The organism is Kumtagia ephedrae (assembly GCF_003012745.1).
In the GTDB taxonomy this organism is placed as follows: Bacteria; Pseudomonadota; Alphaproteobacteria; order Rhizobiales; family Rhizobiaceae; genus Kumtagia; species Kumtagia ephedrae.
In genome coordinates, this window is the sequence record NZ_PXYK01000028.1 from 13,598 (window position 1) to 28,224 (window position 14,627).

Here is a 14,627-nt window from a genome sequence, read left to right on the forward strand (position 1 = left end):
CGCAGCTAAGACTTGGGTCTTATGTTGAACAACCGTTCCAGCGAGGCAAGCCTGTCGGGGACCGTCAACCGGCCGTCCGTCGAGGAGGTCGAGGAGGACGGCCGTCTGGTCTTGCGGCTCGCCGGCCGCTGGACAACGCGCAACGTCGCCGGGGTGGATGACGCCATGAACCGGCTGGGCAGCCGGATGGGCGGCCGGCCGCTGGTGCTCGACCTGTCCGGCATAGAGCGCATGGACACCGCCGGCGCCTGGCTGATCGACCGGCTGTGCGAGCGGGCGAAGGCCGGCGGCGGCGAGGTGGCGGTCGAAGGACAGAGCCCCTCCATGGACGTCCTGCTCAACGCCATCGACGCCGCGCGGGCGCTGGAGCGGCCGGAGAAGGCGGCCCGGCCCAACGTCGTGCTGCGATTGCTCGAGGGGATCGGCCGCTCCGTCTACGGCGCCCGCGACGACTTCCTCGCCGCCATGAACATTCTGGGCGCCACCATCCGCGGCGGCCAGATGAAGTCGGGCCGCGGCCACGGCATCAATTTCACCGCGATCTTCCACCAGATCGACCGGATGGGCGTGGGCGCTATTCCCGTGATCCTGCTGATGTCGACCATCGTCGGCGCCATCGTCGCGCAGCAGGGCGCCTTCCAGCTGCGCTATTTCGGCGCCGACATCTTCGTTGTCGACCTCGTCGGCATCCTCGTGCTGCGCGAACTCGGCGTGCTGATGACGGCGATCATGATCGCCGGCCGCTCCGGCAGCGCCATCACCGCCGAGATCGGTTCCATGAAGATGCGGGAGGAGGTCGACGCGCTGACCGTCATCGGCCTCAATCCGGTCGGCGTGCTGGTGTTTCCGCGCCTCGTGGCGCTGGTGATCGCGCTGCCCTGCCTCACCGTGCTCGCCAATTTCGCTGCGATCGGCGGCGCCATCGGCATCACCTGGACCTATTCGGACATCACGCCCACCGCCTTCATCGACCGGCTGCGCTCGGCGATCGACGTCGGCACCATCTTCGTCGGCCTGATCAAGGCACCGTTCATGGCCATGATCATCGGCATCATCGCCTCGGTCGAGGGCATGAAGGTCGGCGGCAGCGCCGAATCGCTGGGCCTGCACGTCACCGCCTCGGTGGTGAAGTCGATCTTCGTCGTCGTCATCCTCGACGGCATGTTCGCCATCTTCTTCGCGCAGATCAATTTCTGATGCGTGGCGCGGCGAGGTCGGATGCGACGACAAACGGAGCGGCGGTCGCGGACGACCAGCCGATCCTGTCGGTGCGCGGCGTCACCGTCGGCTTCGGCGACAAGATCGTGCTCGACAATCTCGATCTCGACATCCGGCGCGGCGAGATACTCGGCTTTGTCGGCGCATCCGGCGCCGGCAAGTCGGTGCTGCTGCGCACGGTTCTCGGCCTCAACAAGAAGCGCGCCGGCACCATCCGGCTGTTCGGTCTCGACGTCGACGAGGCGAGCGAGGAGGAGCGGCTGCGGATGGACATGCGCATGGGCGTGCTGTTTCAGCATGGCGCGCTGTTCTCCTCGCTGACGGTGCTGGAGAACATCCAGGTGCCGATGCGCGAATACCTCGACATGCCGCGCTCGCTGATGGACGAACTCGCCTACCTCAAGCTCGAGCTGGTCGGCCTGCCGGCCGACGCGGCGCCGAAATTCCCCTCGGAGCTGTCGGGCGGCATGATCAAGCGCGCCGCGCTCGCCCGGGCGCTGGCGCTCGATCCCGACCTGGTCTTTCTCGACGAGCCGACCTCGGGCCTCGATCCGATCGGCGCCGCGGAGTTCGACGAGCTGGTCGCCAAGCTGCGCGACACGATGGGGCTGACCGTCTACATGGTGACGCACGACCTCGACAGCCTGTTCTCGGTGTGCGACCGCGTCGCCGTGCTCGGCAAGAAGAAAGTGCTGGTGGAGGGCACGATCAAAGACATGCTGGCCAGCGAGGAGCCGTGGGTAAAATCCTATTTTCGCGGAAAACGTGCGCGCCAGCTTGATCTTGCGGGCCGGACATAGAATTACGGTTGCGGGATGGAAACCAGAGCCAATTACGTCGTCGTCGGTATCTTCACGCTGGTCGCCATTGTTGCCGCCTTCGCCTTCATCTACTGGACGGCGGCGATCGGCGACCGCGGCGAGACGACGCTGCTGCGCGTGCGCATCCCGGGCTCGGCCTCGGGCCTGGGGCGCGGCAGCGCCGTGCTGTTCAACGGCGTCAAGGTAGGCGACGTGCAGCGCGTCTACATCGACGTGACCAATCCCACCGTCGCCATCGCCGACACCCAGATCGACCGCTTGACGCCGATCACCCGCTCGACTTCCGCGGTCATCGGCATCGCCGGCCTGACCGGCCAGGCCAATATCGAGATCAAGGGCTCGGAGGTGCAGGAGCCCAACCTGCTCGACGAGGCGGAGGCGAACGGGACCGTCGCCGAAATCAACGCCGACCCCTCGGCGGTGACCAACCTCCTGCAGAAGGCGCAGGACATCTTTACCCGCGCCGACACGGTGCTGACCCAGCTCGAGGGATTTACAACGGATGTGCGCGGTCCGCTCACCGACACGGTGCGCAATGTGCAGACCTTTTCGGGCGCGCTGGCGCGCAATGCCGATGGCGTCGACAAGTTCCTGGAAGCCGCCTCCAAGCTGTCCGAGGAGCTGGCCGGCCTGTCCGGCAAGCTCGACGGCTCGCTGAAGGCCGCCGAGGACATATTGAAGGCGGTCGACCCCAGGAAGGTCGAGGCCGTGGTCGGCAACGCCGAGAAATTCTCGCGCGACCTGGCGCAGACCAGCGGCCAGTTCAACGACACGGTGCGCGAGGTGCGCGAGACGGTGGCCTCCATCAAGGAGTTTTCGGACCGTACGCAGCAGACCATCGCCAAGGTCGACGGCATTCTCGACGGCGTCGACCCCGCCAAGGTGCGCACGGCCCTGTCCAACATCGAGCAGGCCAGCCGCAGCGCCAATGCGGCGGCGGCCGACGTCGCCAAGGTCACCTCGAAATTCGGCAACAAGGCCGAGGACATCGACCAGATGATCAGCGACGCCACCGAGCTGATGCGCCGCCTCAACCAGGCTTCCGTGCGGGTCGACGGCGTGCTCGCCAAGGTCGACAACCTGCTCGGCTCGGACGATGCGAAGGGCCTGGTCGCCAACGCCAACGAGACGCTGAAGGGTTTTCGACAGGTCGCCGACACGCTCAACGCACGGCTCGGCACCATCACCGACGGGCTGGCGCGCTTCTCCGGATCGGGACTGCGCGACGCCGAGGCGCTCATCCGCGACGCCCGCCGCTCCATCACCCGCATCGAGCGGGCGATCACCGACCTCGAACGCAATCCGCAGCGCATCATTACCGGTGGAGACGGTACCGTGCGCCAGTATGACGGGCGGGCGCGGCGTTGACAGCGATTGCAGCGCGCCGCAAGAAGGAATCAGCAGGGGCGGGGGGACATCGCCCGCTGGCGCGTCCGGGTTCTCAAGCGAGCGGGTAGCCTTCTCCACATGCGTGTCAAACAGCCGTCCGCTATCCTGCTGCTCGCCTTCGCCCTCGCCGGCTGCGCCGCCTTGGGCGGCGGGCCAGCGCCGCTCGACACCTACGATCTGAGCACGCCCGACGCCCCGGCGGCGACGCACCGCCGCAACGCCCAGCTGCTGATCGCCGAGCCGGGCGCGCTGAAGGCCTTCGACGGCGAGAACGTGGTCATCCGCACGGGACCGGGCGCCATCCAGTTCCTCAAGGGAGCGCAATGGTCGGACCGGCTGCCGCTGGTCGTGCAGGCCAAGCTGGCGCAGGCATTCCAGGGCTCCGGCGGCTTCACCGGCGTCGGCACGCCGGGCGAGGGGCTCGCCATCGACTATCAGCTCGTCGCCGAGATTCGCACCTTCCAGGTCAGGGTCGACGGCGCCCGCCGCGCCGAGGTCGAGATCTTCGTGCGCATCCTCAACGACCGCAACGGCGTGGTGCGCGCCTCGCGCGTCTTCAGCGCCGCAGCGCCGCTTTCGGGCAGCGGCAACGACGCCTATGTGCGGGCGCTCGACGCCGCCTTCGGCGAGGCCGGCGCCGAGATCGTGAGTTGGACGCAGTCGCAGGTCTAGCGCGGCTCGCGTGCCGGTTGGCGGCGGCCAAACTGCGCTGCGGCCGTGGTTGACGCGGCACCGGCTAGCGCACTAGAGGAATGACGCGAACCCGTCCGTGGCGGCTCCGGAGCCGATTCGACGCCGCGGCGGGCTGGCGGTTCGAAGCGCCCATGGGTCGATCCATGGTCACGCGGGAGGGATGGCCGAGCGGTTTAAGGCACCGGTCTTGAAAGCTGCTGGAGGTGGCGGCCGTGGCCGAATGAATAGGGAGTATTTGCAGGGGGTTAGCGTTAGGTCAGCTTCGGTGGCAAAGCCGCCCATAAGCCAGTCGTAAGCAGCTAAACCCCTGAATCGGTATGGAAGCGTGGCCGAGTGGTTGAAGGCACTGGTCTTGAAAACCAGCAACGGGGCAACCCGTTCGTGGGTTCGAATCCCACCGCTTCCGCCACTTGGGGCGGGTGATGACCGAAGCACGACCGACATCGTATGCGGGCTTGTCGCACGTCACCTATGACGGCGAGCCGTTCGACCTCGGCCACGGCATTACCCTCAGATCGACCTATGCCCATCTCTTCGCCGCGAACATGATGGCGTTCGCGAGAGCGACCGAGGGGAAGCATCACCCGGCACCTTGGCGGGCAGCGCGTGGCGGGTTCGGCTACGATATTGAAGCCGAGCTAGCGACAGGTGAGAAGCTGCCGGGAGGCCTCAGTGCTGACGATGGCGTGTGGTTGATCGCCGCGCTCCTGAGGTTGGCGGAATACGCCTATCTCATGGTCCCGGTCATTTCGGATGTGTCGTTCGACGCTGCGCCAACGTCGAAGCAGGAGCCGGTTCTTCGGCCCTTCGAGATCGAGCCTCGCATACTCCATGCGGGCGGCGATCAGGTGTCGCGCCTCAGCGCGGAGAACCTGTCATGGGTGAAATCGGTCTGGCCACGCACCGCGGAACTCATGCGGACATGCCCGCCACTCAGCATGGCGCTTCGCGCGGCGGACGCTTGCACCGTTCAGGGCCGTCCGGCCTCGGCACTGCTCACCGCGTGGGGAGCGCTCGAAGAACTGTTCGCGCCGTCGCGTGCCGAGCTTCGCTTTCGAGTGTCCGCGCACATCGCGGCGTACCTTGAACCGGTCGGGCCGAAGCGACTCGAATTGTTCAAGACGGTCGCAGCCCTATACAACGCCCGCTCGAAGGCCGCGCACACGGCGCAGGATGCGGAGGTCGGCGCATTGCTCCAGAGCTTCATAATCCTGCGAAACGCCCTCGTTCGGATGGTAGATGAAGGGGCGGTTCCCACGCAGGCGGAGCTTGAGAAGCGCCTGTTCTGCGGTAACAGCGAATGATTATCGACGGTGCGACGAATTGGGGCGCAGCCGGTCCCCGGCCTACTGCCAAGGGCTTCGACATCGAGGCGCGGTCGAAGTCGATCTACGAATGGGTCAGGCAGGTACGGGGCGGCGTCCTCGCTGGCGCGTTCACGGTCGAGCGACATATCAGCGGGGCCATCATCTACTTCATGCTCGGCGACCGCATCGCCCTTCCCGAGGTTCAGGACGCCTTTGACGAGGGACTGCTAGGGCCGCTCACTTTCGAGCGCCGCATCAATGTGGTCATGCTGATCGCACCGCACGTCCTCACGCCTGACGAAGTGGCATCGCTTAAGGCCGATCTGAACGAGCTACGAACCTTGCGAAACGCGATGGCGCACAAGCCGTTCTGGTTCCACCCGCAACTGAACGACAAAGGCGAGGTGCTGGACCTGCTGCCGATGATCCAGCGCGGCAAGGCTCCCCTTCCCCTGACCACGGCTTTCATGGAGCAGGTCAACAAGCTCATCGGTGGATTGATCGAGCGCACCGCCGCTCTGGCGACCGAGGTTGCGGAGCGGTCGCTTACGGCAGGCTTGCCAAAGAACGGGCGTGCCGACGAAACCGGCGCAGAGCAAGCCGATTGAGGGTCTGGTCCATCCAATTCACTATTTGATGGCCGCGCTGAGCCTGTAGGGAACTGTAATGAACGACGTAACCGGCTTGCTCCAAGCGCAAATTACAGAGATCAAGAAGCGTTTTGAGGCTGACCCGGGCAAATTCCTAGCGGGAACGACAGACCTTCGTGATTCAGATTTTGCTCTGATGGGAAAGCTGATCCAGCTGTACTGTTATGCTGATCTGAACGCGAGACGAATCATAGACGCCCTGCGACATGCTGCCGTTGGACCGGAAGCACGTTATGCCTCACGGCTTCAGGACGCGCAGGTCTTCCCGAAGCTTCGTGAAGCAGCAAGCGAGTTGTGGGAATCGAACCTCAAGGAGGGGCTGCTCAAGGCATCTGATACGGTCGAAATGCATCGTATTCACCGGCACAACTTCGCGCATTGGGCCGCTCGCCGCGTCGGAAGCGAAGAAGCATTGGTTCTGTTTACGAAAAATGCGCGTGAAGCAGAACGCCGAGACGGCACCCCACAATCGCCTGATGAGCTGAAATACGCGATTGTGCCGCTCGCAGGCTTTCCTGAGGAGGTCAAAAAACTGGAGGGCCATGCGAAATACTTGGCAGACTCGGCGGCTCACGTAGAGCACTATCTCGATGAGTTTCGCCAAAGATTTTTGGAACTAAGAGGGTAGCGACAGCGCCCCGCACCCGAAGGCGCGAGGCGCTGGACAGGTCACGCGCGGGAGAGAGTTCGTTTCACGCGCCCTGACTGGCTCCGATCGATTAACGAGGGTCGGTTGCCTTGACCTCGGCGCGGTGGACCACTGCGCCCGGGGGGAAGTGGAGCGCGTACTACGCGTCCACAGGCGGCTTGCCATTCGTGGAGGACGGTGCGAGCGATCGCGGCGGAGCTGACGGATGCTTGCGCCGACATCGACGCCGTCTTCGTTCCTTTGGGAAACGGCGCGCTCGCTGCTGGTGTCGGCTGCTGGTTCAGAGCGGTATCGCCCGCGACCAGAGTGATTGCCGTTGCCGCCCGAGGTGCACCGTGCATGGCCTTGTCATGGCAGGCCGGAACGTCCGTTCCGACCGACGAAGCCCGAACCATCGCGGATGGGATCGCCGTCCGGATTCCCGTGCCATCGGCCGTGACCTGGCTGGCCGATACCATCGACGATGTCGTTCTGGTCGACGACGATCAGATGATCGAAGCGATGCGTTTCGCCCATGCGACCTGGGGCCGGCTTGTCGAGCCGGCCGGTGCCGCGGGTCTCGCCGGTGTTCTGGCGGGGGCAAGTTCGCTGCAGGGCTTGCGCGTGGCGACGGCGTTGTGCGGGGGCAATCTCACCGACCGGCAGATCAGGACCTGGTTGCCCGGAACAGCGCCGAAATCCTGACTTTGCGGCGAGATCGCCGCTGAAAGTCAGGGGAAGATCCCGTCGCAGAAGTCGGGTGCAAACTCCGCATTCGACTCCCGACGGTTTCTCCGTCGAGCCGCGCCGGGAATGATGAACGTCATCTGCCTGCTTGGCTGATCGGCACTCTGCGCCCCGCGAATTCATCCGATCCATGGAACCGAGCTTGGCCGGTGCGGGTTGATTCCGACCGAAGGAGTCATGGGAGCACGTCACGATGAGCACGACCCTGCGTCCTGACAAGATCGCCGAGATCGAGACGAAAGCCGTCCTGCATTTCGGGCCGGTGTTGCTCGAGGAAGCGCTCAAGCGGCTTTGCCGTTCCGAAACCGCGGCCTGCCTGGATTCCTACGAAAAGCACATGGTCGACCGGCTGGAGGCCATGGCTGGGGACGATCCCGATTTCGAGCTGATGAAGGAATATGCGATCCAGCGGCTCTATACCATCGTCAAGGAGGTCCGCTCCAATCCGGATACCCGCCAGCCGCCGGAAGACACGCAGACGCGGCGCACCGCCGGACGGTCGGAAAACCCGGACACGCTGGAGGAGCAGCTGCAGCACGGGCTGGAAGACACGTTTCCGGCGAGCGACCCGCCGGCCGTCGTCTCGACGGCGATCTCGGGCGGCGGCAAGAAGCTGGAAGGCGTGGAGGAGGTTTTGCGCCGCAAACGCGAGGCGCAGACCAAGAAGGCCGGCTGACGGCAGCTCGGCCCGGGGGTCCTGCGGTGTCGGAGCGCGGAACGTGGCGCCGACGCTAGGGATTCAATCACTTTCGGAACATTCGGGCTTCGTTGGAGGTTCCAGCTGAAAGGAGAAAGACCATGGCCGACGACAAGACCGTCACCGACAGCCGCGACCGTTCGCGTGTGCGGCGGAGCAGGATTACGAGGTCCGCCATCTCGCGCAGGAGGCGGGCATCAGCCTCGACCAGGCGCGTCACCTGATCGCCGTGCACGGCAATGATCGCGAGACGCTGATGCAGGCGGCCGCGCGGCTCACGGAGGTGCGCCATGCCTGACGCCGGCAAGCCGCCGCAAGGCGGCACACGAAAGGCCAGCGAGCGCGGGCGTCCCTTTGACGGGAACGATCGGGAAACCGGAGCCCGCGCGCCAAAACCCGATCCGGCCCACCGGCAGCCCGATCCGGTCGACACCGGCGACCGCGGTGATCGTCCGAAGAAGCCTTATGGATTGACAGAGCCGATGGACGACCGCGGCGCGAAGAGCCGCCACCACGACGGCAAGCGCGAATAGAACTTCGCTCCGGCGTGGGCCTTAGGATTCCGGTAGTATCGGGATTTTTCAGACGAACGAGCTCGGATAAGATCGTCTTCTTCAGGGAGGACGGACATATGAGCCTGCGCGGAAGCTGCCACTGCAAGGCGACGGTGTTCGAAGTGACGGAGGCCCCGACCACGGTCACGCGCTGCACCTGTTCGCTGTGCTCGAAACGCGGCGCGCTCTGGGCCTATTACCAGCCGCCGCAGTTCCGGCTGCTGACGCCGCGCGAAAATGTCGCGACCTATCAGTGGGGCTCCAGGACCATAAAACACCATTTCTGTCCGGTCTGCGGCTGCGGCACCTTCACCGACACGCCTGATTTCACCAGCGGCGAGCCGGACTTCGACAACCCGCGCGTCAGCATCAATGCGCGCCTGCTCGACGATTTCGACCTCGACGCCGTCGAGGTTGTGGTGATCGACGGCAAGAACCTCTGGTAGCAGGCCGGCCGGTTCCGGATTTCGCCGCAATTCATGCTAAAAGGACGAGAAGGGATTCGTGCCGGCCGCCGGCCGGTTTGTGAGGGATTTATATCAGCATGAAGAGCAAGATCGTCGCCGTCGTGGCCGCCGCCGCGTTGCTTGGGGCCTGCACCACCGACCCTTATACCGGCGAGCAGAAGATCTCGAATACGGCGGGCGGCGCGGCGCTGGGCGCCGGCCTCGGCGCGCTGGCCGGCATGGCCGTCGGTGGCAGCAGGGTGGCGCAGCGCAACGCGGTGCTGATCGGCGCGGGCGTCGGCGCGCTGGCCGGCGGCGCCATCGGCGCCACCATGGACAAGAACGAGTCGGAACTGCGCGCGCAGCTCCAGGGCACCGGCGTCAGCGTCACCCGCGTCGGCGACCAGGTCATCCTCAACATGCCCTCCGACATCACATTCGGCATCGATCAGGATGCGATCAGGCCGAATTTCTACCCGGTGCTGAATTCCGTCGCGATCGTGCTCAAGCGTTACCGGCAGACCATTGTCGACGTCTACGGCCATACCGATTCGACCGGCAGCGACAGCCACAATTTCGACCTGTCGCAGCGCCGCGCGCTGGCCGTCGCCAACTATCTCGGCGCCCAGGGCGTCGACGAACGCCGCTTCGCCGTTACCGGCTTCGGCAAGACCCGGCCGATCGCATCCAATGCCACCGACTCGGGCCGGGCGCAGAACCGGCGCGTCGAGATCCAGATCTCGCCGCTCACCGAATAGCGCGTTCGCCGCCGGCCCGGCAGGGCGGACTTCCAGAAAGCTGACTGTGGCGGCAGATGCATCAGGCGTGCGTCTGCCGATCACGTCATGGTGTGTCCGCCGCCGCATCCGGAGGGTGCGCTTTCCGCCCGCGGCAGCCGGAAGCTGTGGAGGCGGACGCCTCCTCCCGGAGATCGCCTTGACGAGGCGGTGTCGCCGGCACTAAGTGTCGCGCGACGGTTCCCCAAAGGCATGACCCAGGGGATCAAAAGGGAAGCCGGTGCGAAACCGGCGCTGCCCCCGCAACTGTAAGCGGATGCCGATCGTCCTTGCGGTGCCGGAAGGCACCGGGCCACTGCGACTACCGCGGGAAGGCCGATGGTCGGAGACAATCCGCGAGCCAGGAGACCTGCCGTCGCAATTTGGTCCAATGTCCGGGCGGGGATGCCCGAGAAAGGATAATTGATGGCGGGCATCTTTTTGCCGTGCGGCGGTTCGACCGGCCGCGCCCATTTCTTCACACCCTGATTCTTCGAGCCAGTCTCGCCGCGTTTTTGCCGCGTCGCGAGGCGCCGTCCTTTGCGCGGCGGCCGACGCTCCCTCCCGGTTTCCAGAAAGGTCATGTCATGCCGAAAAAGACCCATCTGTCGTTGCTCGCCGCCGCGTCCATCGCCTGGACGCTGCCGGCCTCCGCCGAAGGCACCCCATATCCGCTGACGCTGCAGAATTGCGGCCGCGAGATCACCATCGAGCATGCGCCGGAGCGCGTGGTCTCGATCGGGCAGAGCACCACGGAAATCCTCTACCTGCTCGGGCTGGCCGACAAGGTCGCCGGCACCGCTGTGTGGATCGGCCCCGTCATCGCCGGCTATGAGGAGGTCAACGCCAAGGTCGAGCGGCTGGCCGACAACGATCCGAGCTTCGAGAGCGTCGTCGGCAGGAAGCCGGATCTGGTGACGGCGCAGTTCCAGTGGCATGTCGGGCCGGAAGGCATCGTCGCCAAGCCGGAGCAGTTCGAGGAGCTGAAGATCCCGGTCTACACGTCGCCGGCCGACTGCGCCGGCAAGGACAATTCCGGCGGCGGCGACGGCGTGCGCACGGAAAAATTCACGATGGATCTCATCTACCGCGAGATCACCGAACTCGCGCAGATCTTCGACGTGCAGGACAAGGGCGAGAAACTGGTCGCCGAACTCAAGGCGCGCGAGGAAGCCGCCAGGCGGAAGATCGCCTCGCTTGACGGAAAGCTGTCGGCCGTCTTCTGGTTCTCCAGCGCCGAGCTCGACATCGACCCCTATGTCGCCGGCAGGAACGGCGCGCCGGGCTACATCATGTCGACGCTCGGCATCAGAAACGTGATCGAGAGCGACGAAGAGTGGCCGACGGTCGGCTGGGAGACGATCGCGAAGGCCAATCCATTGGTGATCGTCGCCGGCAAGATGGAACGCCGCCGCTTTCCCGCCGACGACCACGAGATCAAGCTCAAGTTCCTGAAGTCCGACCCGGTCACCAGCCTGATGCCGGCGGTCACCGGCGGCCAAGTCGTCGTCATGGACGCCCAGGCCATGAACCCGACGATCCGCACCATCGAGGGGATCGAGACACTGGCCGAGGCCCTGGAGAAGGCCGGGATCGCCCAGTGAGGCGTCCTGCAGCGACGGCGCGGCTGGGCTTCGTTCTCGCCGCGCCCCTGATCCTGGTGGCGGCGCTTGCCCTGGGGGCGGCGATCGGCGAGACGTCCATCGACCTGGACGTCGTCGCCAAGTCGGTCGCCAACCGCCTCTGGGACGCCGGTTATGCCGTCGACCCGATCGATGAGGGCATCGTCTGGAACTATCGCCTCAGCCGGGCGATCGTCGCCTGCTGCTGCGGCGTGACGCTCGCCCTCAGCGGGGTCGTGCTGCAGGCGCTGCTGCGCAATGCGCTGGCCGATCCCTACATCCTCGGCATCTCGGCCGGCGCGTCGACCGGGGCCGTGGCCGTCGCTATCCTCGGCTTCGGCGCCGGCATGCTGTCCCTGTCGCTCGGCGCTTTCGTTGGCGCGCTGGTGGCATTCGGGCTGATCACGCTTCTGGCGCGGCGTGCCGGAAGCGGTCCCGGCGCGATCATTCTGGCCGGCGTCGCCGGTTCGCAACTGTTCAACGCGATCACCTCGCTGATCGTGACGCGCTCGGCCAATGCCGAACAGGCGCGCGGCATCATGTACTGGCTGCTCGGAAACCTGTCGGGCGTGCGCTGGGACGATGCCTGGCTGGCAGTGCCCGCCGCCCTGCTGGGGCTGCTGGTCTGCCTGTTTCACGCCCGCGCCCTCGACGCCTTCACCTTCGGAGCGGAATCGGCCGCGTCGCTGGGCATTTCGGTGCGGCGCGTGCAGGCGGTGCTGATCTCGGTCGCGGCGCTGATGACGGCGGTGATGGTCAGCATCGTCGGCTCGATCGGTTTCGTCGGGCTGGTGATCCCGCATGCGGCGCGGCTTCTGGTAGGCGTCCGCCACGGCGTGCTGCTGCCGGTGTCGGCGCTGACCGGCGCCGTCTTCATGGTCGTCGCGGATGTCGTCTCGCGCACCATCATTCCCGGCCAGGTCGTCCCCATAGGGGTGATCACCGCGCTGGTCGGGGCGCCGGCCTTCGCCCTCATCCTCATTCGCGGGAGGCATGTGCAATGACCATCCAGGCGCGCGGTGTCGTGTGGCGGGCAGGCGGGCGGCCGATCATCGACGAGATCGCGCTCGACGTCGTCGAGCACGAGTTCCTCGGCATCGTCGGACCGAACGGGTCGGGCAAGACCAGCCTAATGGCGCTGATGTCGGGCCTGCGGGCGCCGCATGCCGGCACCGTGGCGCTGGCCGGACGCAGCCTGCGCCATTTCACCCGCCGCGAGATCGCGCGCCGCATCGCCTTCGTCGAGCAGCAGGCGGAGACGGCCGAGCGCATCACCGCGCGGCAGGCCGTCGAGCTCGGGCGCACGCCCCATCTCAGCGCCCTGTCGCCGTGGCAGGCGAAGGACGACGACATCGTCGATACGGCGCTGGCGGAGGTCGGCATGGCGTCGTTCGCGGGACGGCGGTGGCATACGCTGTCGGGCGGCGAGCGACAGCGGCTGCACATCGCGCGCGCGCTGGCGCAGCAGCCGGAAATCCTGTTCCTGGACGAGCCGACCAACCATCTCGACATCCATCACCAGCTCGGCCTGCTCGACCTCGTCAGGTCGCGCCGCCTCACCGTCGTCGCGGCGCTGCACGATCTGAACCACGCTGCGATGTTCTGCGACCGCATCGCCGTCCTCGACCAGGGCAGGCTGGTCGCCCTCGGCGCGCCACGCGACGTTCTGACCGAGACGATGCTCGCCGACGTCTTCCGCGTCGACGCGGCCGTCGAAGCCGACGGCAACGGCAACTGCCTGGTGCGCTATGCGCGACCGGGTACGGTCAAGGAGAAATGCCTGCAATGAAACGCTCCGCCTGTCGGCTCGCCTTGGCGGCCGTGCTTGCCATGTCCGTCGGGGCGCAAGCCGAGACGATCGAAGTCAGGATGCTCAATCGCGGCGAGCACGGCTCGATGGCCTACGAGCCGGACTATGTGGCGTTGAAACCCGGCGATTGGCTGAAATTCGTCGCGGCCAACCAGAGCCATAACGCTGCGTCGATCGACGGCATGGTGCCGGAGCGATATGCCGGCTTCAAGGGCAGGATCAACGAGGAGATCGAGGTCCGTTTCGACCAGCCCGGCTTCTACGGCATCAAATGCTCACCGCATTACGGCATGGGCATGGTGATGGTGGTGCGGGTGGGGGAGGTGTCCATGCCGGAGAGTTTCCGCGGCTTCGATGCGCCGCCGCGCGCCCGAAAGCGCTTCGACGAGATTTTTGCCCGCAACGGCCTGTCGCAGTAGGATGGCCGTCCGCCCTCCCGCGCCGAACTTCGACCTGAAGGAGGAAATCCGCTCCTACTGGTCGGAACGCGCCAGGACGTTCGACCTGGCTTTCGGGCACGGCATCTTCTCCGACGCCGAATTCAGCGCATGGCAGAACCCGATCCGCGACCATCTTGGGGCAGACCCGCTCAAGGTGCTGGAGCTCGCCTGCGGCACCGGCGAGGTCACCCGGCTCATCCACGACCTCGGCCATGACGTCACCGCGCTCGACTTCTCCGAAGCGATGCTGGCGGTCGCCCGGATCAAGCATCGCGGGCGCCCGCGGCTGCGCTTCCTGCTGGCGGACGCCGAGCGGACTTTGGAGCCCGACCAAAGCTACGACGCGATCGTCTGCCGCCACCTGGTCTGGACGCTGACGGAGCCGCGGGCGGCCTTCGCCGAATGGTTCCGCATCCTCAAGCCCGGCGGAAAGCTGGTGATCTATGACGGCGACTGGGCGACACCCACGCCGTTGGGCCGCGCCGCCGCGACTGCGATCAGGCTGATCGATCTTCTCACCGGTCCGGACCGCAACTATGACGGTGCGCTCGGCGACCGCCACGGCGCCATCATGCGCGCGCTGCCCTTCGGCGCCGGGCTGCGTTACGAGGCGGTGGAAAACATGCTCACCGAAGCGGGATTCGTGGAATTCAGGCGGTTATCGCACGGCGGGATCGCCGCTGCGCAGCGCAAGACGGCGACGCTGCGCAACCGCCTGCGCACCTACGTCTATCGACGTTTCATCCTGTGCGCGGAGAAGCCTGCCGGCGAAACCGTACCCTGAGCGGGCCTGGCGGCTCTCCCATGCCAGGCAGGGCGGGCGTGCCGA

Annotated in this window: 17 protein-coding genes, 1 tRNA gene, 1 pseudogene and 1 riboswitch; of the genes and pseudogenes, 18 read left to right on the plus strand and 1 reads right to left on the minus strand. The window is 66.0% G+C overall.

The features are described 5' to 3' along the window. Window positions 1–21: 21 nt before the first annotated feature. The 10 genes and pseudogenes from C7I84_RS23420 to C7I84_RS23465 all read left to right on the plus strand — a co-directional run bounded on the left by C7I84_RS23420 (window position 22) and on the right by C7I84_RS23465 (window position 8,129). Window positions 22–1,197 (plus strand): ABC transporter permease, encoded by a 1,176-nt coding sequence (locus C7I84_RS23420; RefSeq protein WP_106774648.1) that lies wholly within the window; start codon window positions 22–24, stop codon window positions 1,195–1,197. Beyond that, entirely contained in the window at window positions 1,197–2,018 is an 822-nt protein-coding gene (locus C7I84_RS23425) for an ABC transporter ATP-binding protein (protein ID WP_106774649.1), read from the plus strand. Before C7I84_RS23420 ends, C7I84_RS23425 begins: the two co-directional genes overlap by 1 nt. A 15-nt stretch (window positions 2,019–2,033) precedes the next feature. Continuing rightward, complete coding sequence (locus C7I84_RS23430; RefSeq protein WP_106774650.1) at window positions 2,034–3,407, plus strand: MlaD family protein; 1,374 nt, start codon at window positions 2,034–2,036, stop codon at window positions 3,405–3,407. Window positions 3,408–3,506: 99 nt separating this feature from the next. Then, complete coding sequence (locus C7I84_RS23435; protein WP_106774651.1) at window positions 3,507–4,100, plus strand: ABC-type transport auxiliary lipoprotein family protein; 594 nt, start codon at window positions 3,507–3,509, stop codon at window positions 4,098–4,100. A 340-nt stretch (window positions 4,101–4,440) separates the two neighbouring features. Further along, window positions 4,441–4,530, plus strand: a tRNA-Ser gene (locus C7I84_RS23440). Between the two features lie 13 nt (window positions 4,531–4,543). Then, the gene (locus C7I84_RS23445) at window positions 4,544–5,425 is read left to right on the plus strand and encodes a hypothetical protein (RefSeq protein WP_133170144.1); all 882 of its coding nucleotides are present in this window, start codon (window positions 4,544–4,546) and stop codon (window positions 5,423–5,425) included. After that, window positions 5,422–6,036, plus strand: a complete 615-nt coding sequence (locus C7I84_RS23450) for a hypothetical protein (protein WP_106774653.1) — start codon at window positions 5,422–5,424, stop codon at window positions 6,034–6,036. The genes C7I84_RS23445 and C7I84_RS23450 overlap by 4 nt, the downstream gene beginning before the upstream one ends. Window positions 6,037–6,094: 58 nt before the next feature. Continuing rightward, entirely contained in the window at window positions 6,095–6,706 is a 612-nt protein-coding gene (locus tag C7I84_RS29805) for a hypothetical protein (protein ID WP_133170145.1), read from the plus strand. Window positions 6,707–6,867: 161 nt separating this feature from the next. Beyond that, a pseudogene (locus C7I84_RS23460) lies at window positions 6,868–7,411 on the plus strand (pyridoxal-phosphate dependent enzyme); the annotation flags it as partial. Window positions 7,412–7,646: 235 nt separating this feature from the next. Beyond that, window positions 7,647–8,129, plus strand: a complete 483-nt coding sequence (locus tag C7I84_RS23465; protein ID WP_106774655.1) for a hypothetical protein — start codon at window positions 7,647–7,649, stop codon at window positions 8,127–8,129. Between the two features lie 67 nt (window positions 8,130–8,196). Here the strand turns inward: C7I84_RS23465 and C7I84_RS31100 are convergent, their stop codons facing one another. Further along, the gene (locus C7I84_RS31100; protein WP_483423486.1) at window positions 8,197–8,442 is read right to left on the minus strand and encodes a hypothetical protein; all 246 of its coding nucleotides are present in this window, start codon (window positions 8,440–8,442) and stop codon (window positions 8,197–8,199) included. Between C7I84_RS31100 and C7I84_RS23475 the strand changes: the two genes are divergently transcribed. From C7I84_RS23475 to C7I84_RS23510, 8 genes are all read left to right on the plus strand, one after another. Further along, the gene (locus C7I84_RS23475; RefSeq protein ID WP_106774656.1) at window positions 8,441–8,683 is read left to right on the plus strand and encodes a hypothetical protein; all 243 of its coding nucleotides are present in this window, start codon (window positions 8,441–8,443) and stop codon (window positions 8,681–8,683) included. The two genes, C7I84_RS31100 and C7I84_RS23475, sit on opposite strands and share 2 nt — an antisense overlap. 98 nt (window positions 8,684–8,781) lie before the next feature. Beyond that, on the plus strand, window positions 8,782–9,150 hold the full coding sequence (locus tag C7I84_RS23480) for a GFA family protein (RefSeq protein WP_106774657.1): 369 nt from the start codon (window positions 8,782–8,784) through the stop codon (window positions 9,148–9,150). A gap of 98 nt (window positions 9,151–9,248) precedes the next feature. Then, complete coding sequence (locus tag C7I84_RS23485) at window positions 9,249–9,908, plus strand: YiaD family glycine zipper/OmpA-like lipoprotein (protein ID WP_106774658.1); 660 nt, start codon at window positions 9,249–9,251, stop codon at window positions 9,906–9,908. Window positions 9,909–10,107: 199 nt separating this feature from the next. Next, window positions 10,108–10,318: riboswitch (cobalamin riboswitch) on the plus strand. A 195-nt stretch (window positions 10,319–10,513) separates the two neighbouring features. After that, window positions 10,514–11,530, plus strand: a complete 1,017-nt coding sequence (locus tag C7I84_RS23490) for an ABC transporter substrate-binding protein (RefSeq protein WP_106774659.1) — start codon at window positions 10,514–10,516, stop codon at window positions 11,528–11,530. Beyond that, window positions 11,527–12,552, plus strand: a complete 1,026-nt coding sequence (locus tag C7I84_RS23495; RefSeq protein ID WP_106774660.1) for a FecCD family ABC transporter permease — start codon at window positions 11,527–11,529, stop codon at window positions 12,550–12,552. Before C7I84_RS23490 ends, C7I84_RS23495 begins: the two co-directional genes overlap by 4 nt. Further along, window positions 12,549–13,337, plus strand: coding sequence for an ABC transporter ATP-binding protein (locus C7I84_RS23500; protein WP_106774661.1), 789 nt, complete (start codon window positions 12,549–12,551; stop codon window positions 13,335–13,337). Before C7I84_RS23495 ends, C7I84_RS23500 begins: the two co-directional genes overlap by 4 nt. After that, a complete protein-coding gene (locus tag C7I84_RS23505) occupies window positions 13,334–13,777 on the plus strand; it encodes a pseudoazurin (RefSeq protein ID WP_425351386.1) in 444 nt (147 codons plus the stop codon). Before C7I84_RS23500 ends, C7I84_RS23505 begins: the two co-directional genes overlap by 4 nt. A gap of 1 nt (window position 13,778) precedes the next feature. Further along, a complete protein-coding gene (locus C7I84_RS23510) occupies window positions 13,779–14,582 on the plus strand; it encodes a class I SAM-dependent methyltransferase (RefSeq protein ID WP_106774663.1) in 804 nt (267 codons plus the stop codon). Window positions 14,583–14,627: the final 45 nt, after the last annotated feature.

Excerpts from the sequence above, each read along its gene's own strand:
- C7I84_RS23420 (WP_106774648.1), top strand. The coding sequence starts at position 22 with ATGTTGAACAACCGTTCCAGCGAGGCAAGCCTGTCGGGGACCGTCAAC.
- C7I84_RS23425 (WP_106774649.1), top strand. The coding sequence starts at position 1,197 with ATGCGTGGCGCGGCGAGGTCGGATGCGACGACAAACGGAGCGGCGGTC.
- C7I84_RS23430 (WP_106774650.1), top strand. The coding sequence starts at position 2,034 with ATGGAAACCAGAGCCAATTACGTCGTCGTCGGTATCTTCACGCTGGTC.
- C7I84_RS23435 (WP_106774651.1), top strand. The coding sequence starts at position 3,507 with ATGCGTGTCAAACAGCCGTCCGCTATCCTGCTGCTCGCCTTCGCCCTC.
- C7I84_RS23445 (WP_133170144.1), top strand. The coding sequence starts at position 4,544 with ATGACCGAAGCACGACCGACATCGTATGCGGGCTTGTCGCACGTCACC.
- C7I84_RS23450 (WP_106774653.1), top strand. The coding sequence starts at position 5,422 with ATGATTATCGACGGTGCGACGAATTGGGGCGCAGCCGGTCCCCGGCCT.
- C7I84_RS29805 (WP_133170145.1), top strand. The coding sequence starts at position 6,095 with ATGAACGACGTAACCGGCTTGCTCCAAGCGCAAATTACAGAGATCAAG.
- C7I84_RS23465 (WP_106774655.1), top strand. The coding sequence starts at position 7,647 with ATGAGCACGACCCTGCGTCCTGACAAGATCGCCGAGATCGAGACGAAA.
- C7I84_RS23475 (WP_106774656.1), top strand. The coding sequence starts at position 8,441 with ATGCCTGACGCCGGCAAGCCGCCGCAAGGCGGCACACGAAAGGCCAGC.
- C7I84_RS31100 (WP_483423486.1), bottom strand. The coding sequence starts at position 8,442 with ATGGCGCACCTCCGTGAGCCGCGCGGCCGCCTGCATCAGCGTCTCGCG.
- C7I84_RS23480 (WP_106774657.1), top strand. The coding sequence starts at position 8,782 with ATGAGCCTGCGCGGAAGCTGCCACTGCAAGGCGACGGTGTTCGAAGTG.
- C7I84_RS23485 (WP_106774658.1), top strand. The coding sequence starts at position 9,249 with ATGAAGAGCAAGATCGTCGCCGTCGTGGCCGCCGCCGCGTTGCTTGGG.
- C7I84_RS23490 (WP_106774659.1), top strand. The coding sequence starts at position 10,514 with ATGCCGAAAAAGACCCATCTGTCGTTGCTCGCCGCCGCGTCCATCGCC.
- C7I84_RS23500 (WP_106774661.1), top strand. The coding sequence starts at position 12,549 with ATGACCATCCAGGCGCGCGGTGTCGTGTGGCGGGCAGGCGGGCGGCCG.
- C7I84_RS23505 (WP_425351386.1), top strand. The coding sequence starts at position 13,334 with ATGAAACGCTCCGCCTGTCGGCTCGCCTTGGCGGCCGTGCTTGCCATG.
- C7I84_RS23510 (WP_106774663.1), top strand. The coding sequence starts at position 13,779 with ATGGCCGTCCGCCCTCCCGCGCCGAACTTCGACCTGAAGGAGGAAATC.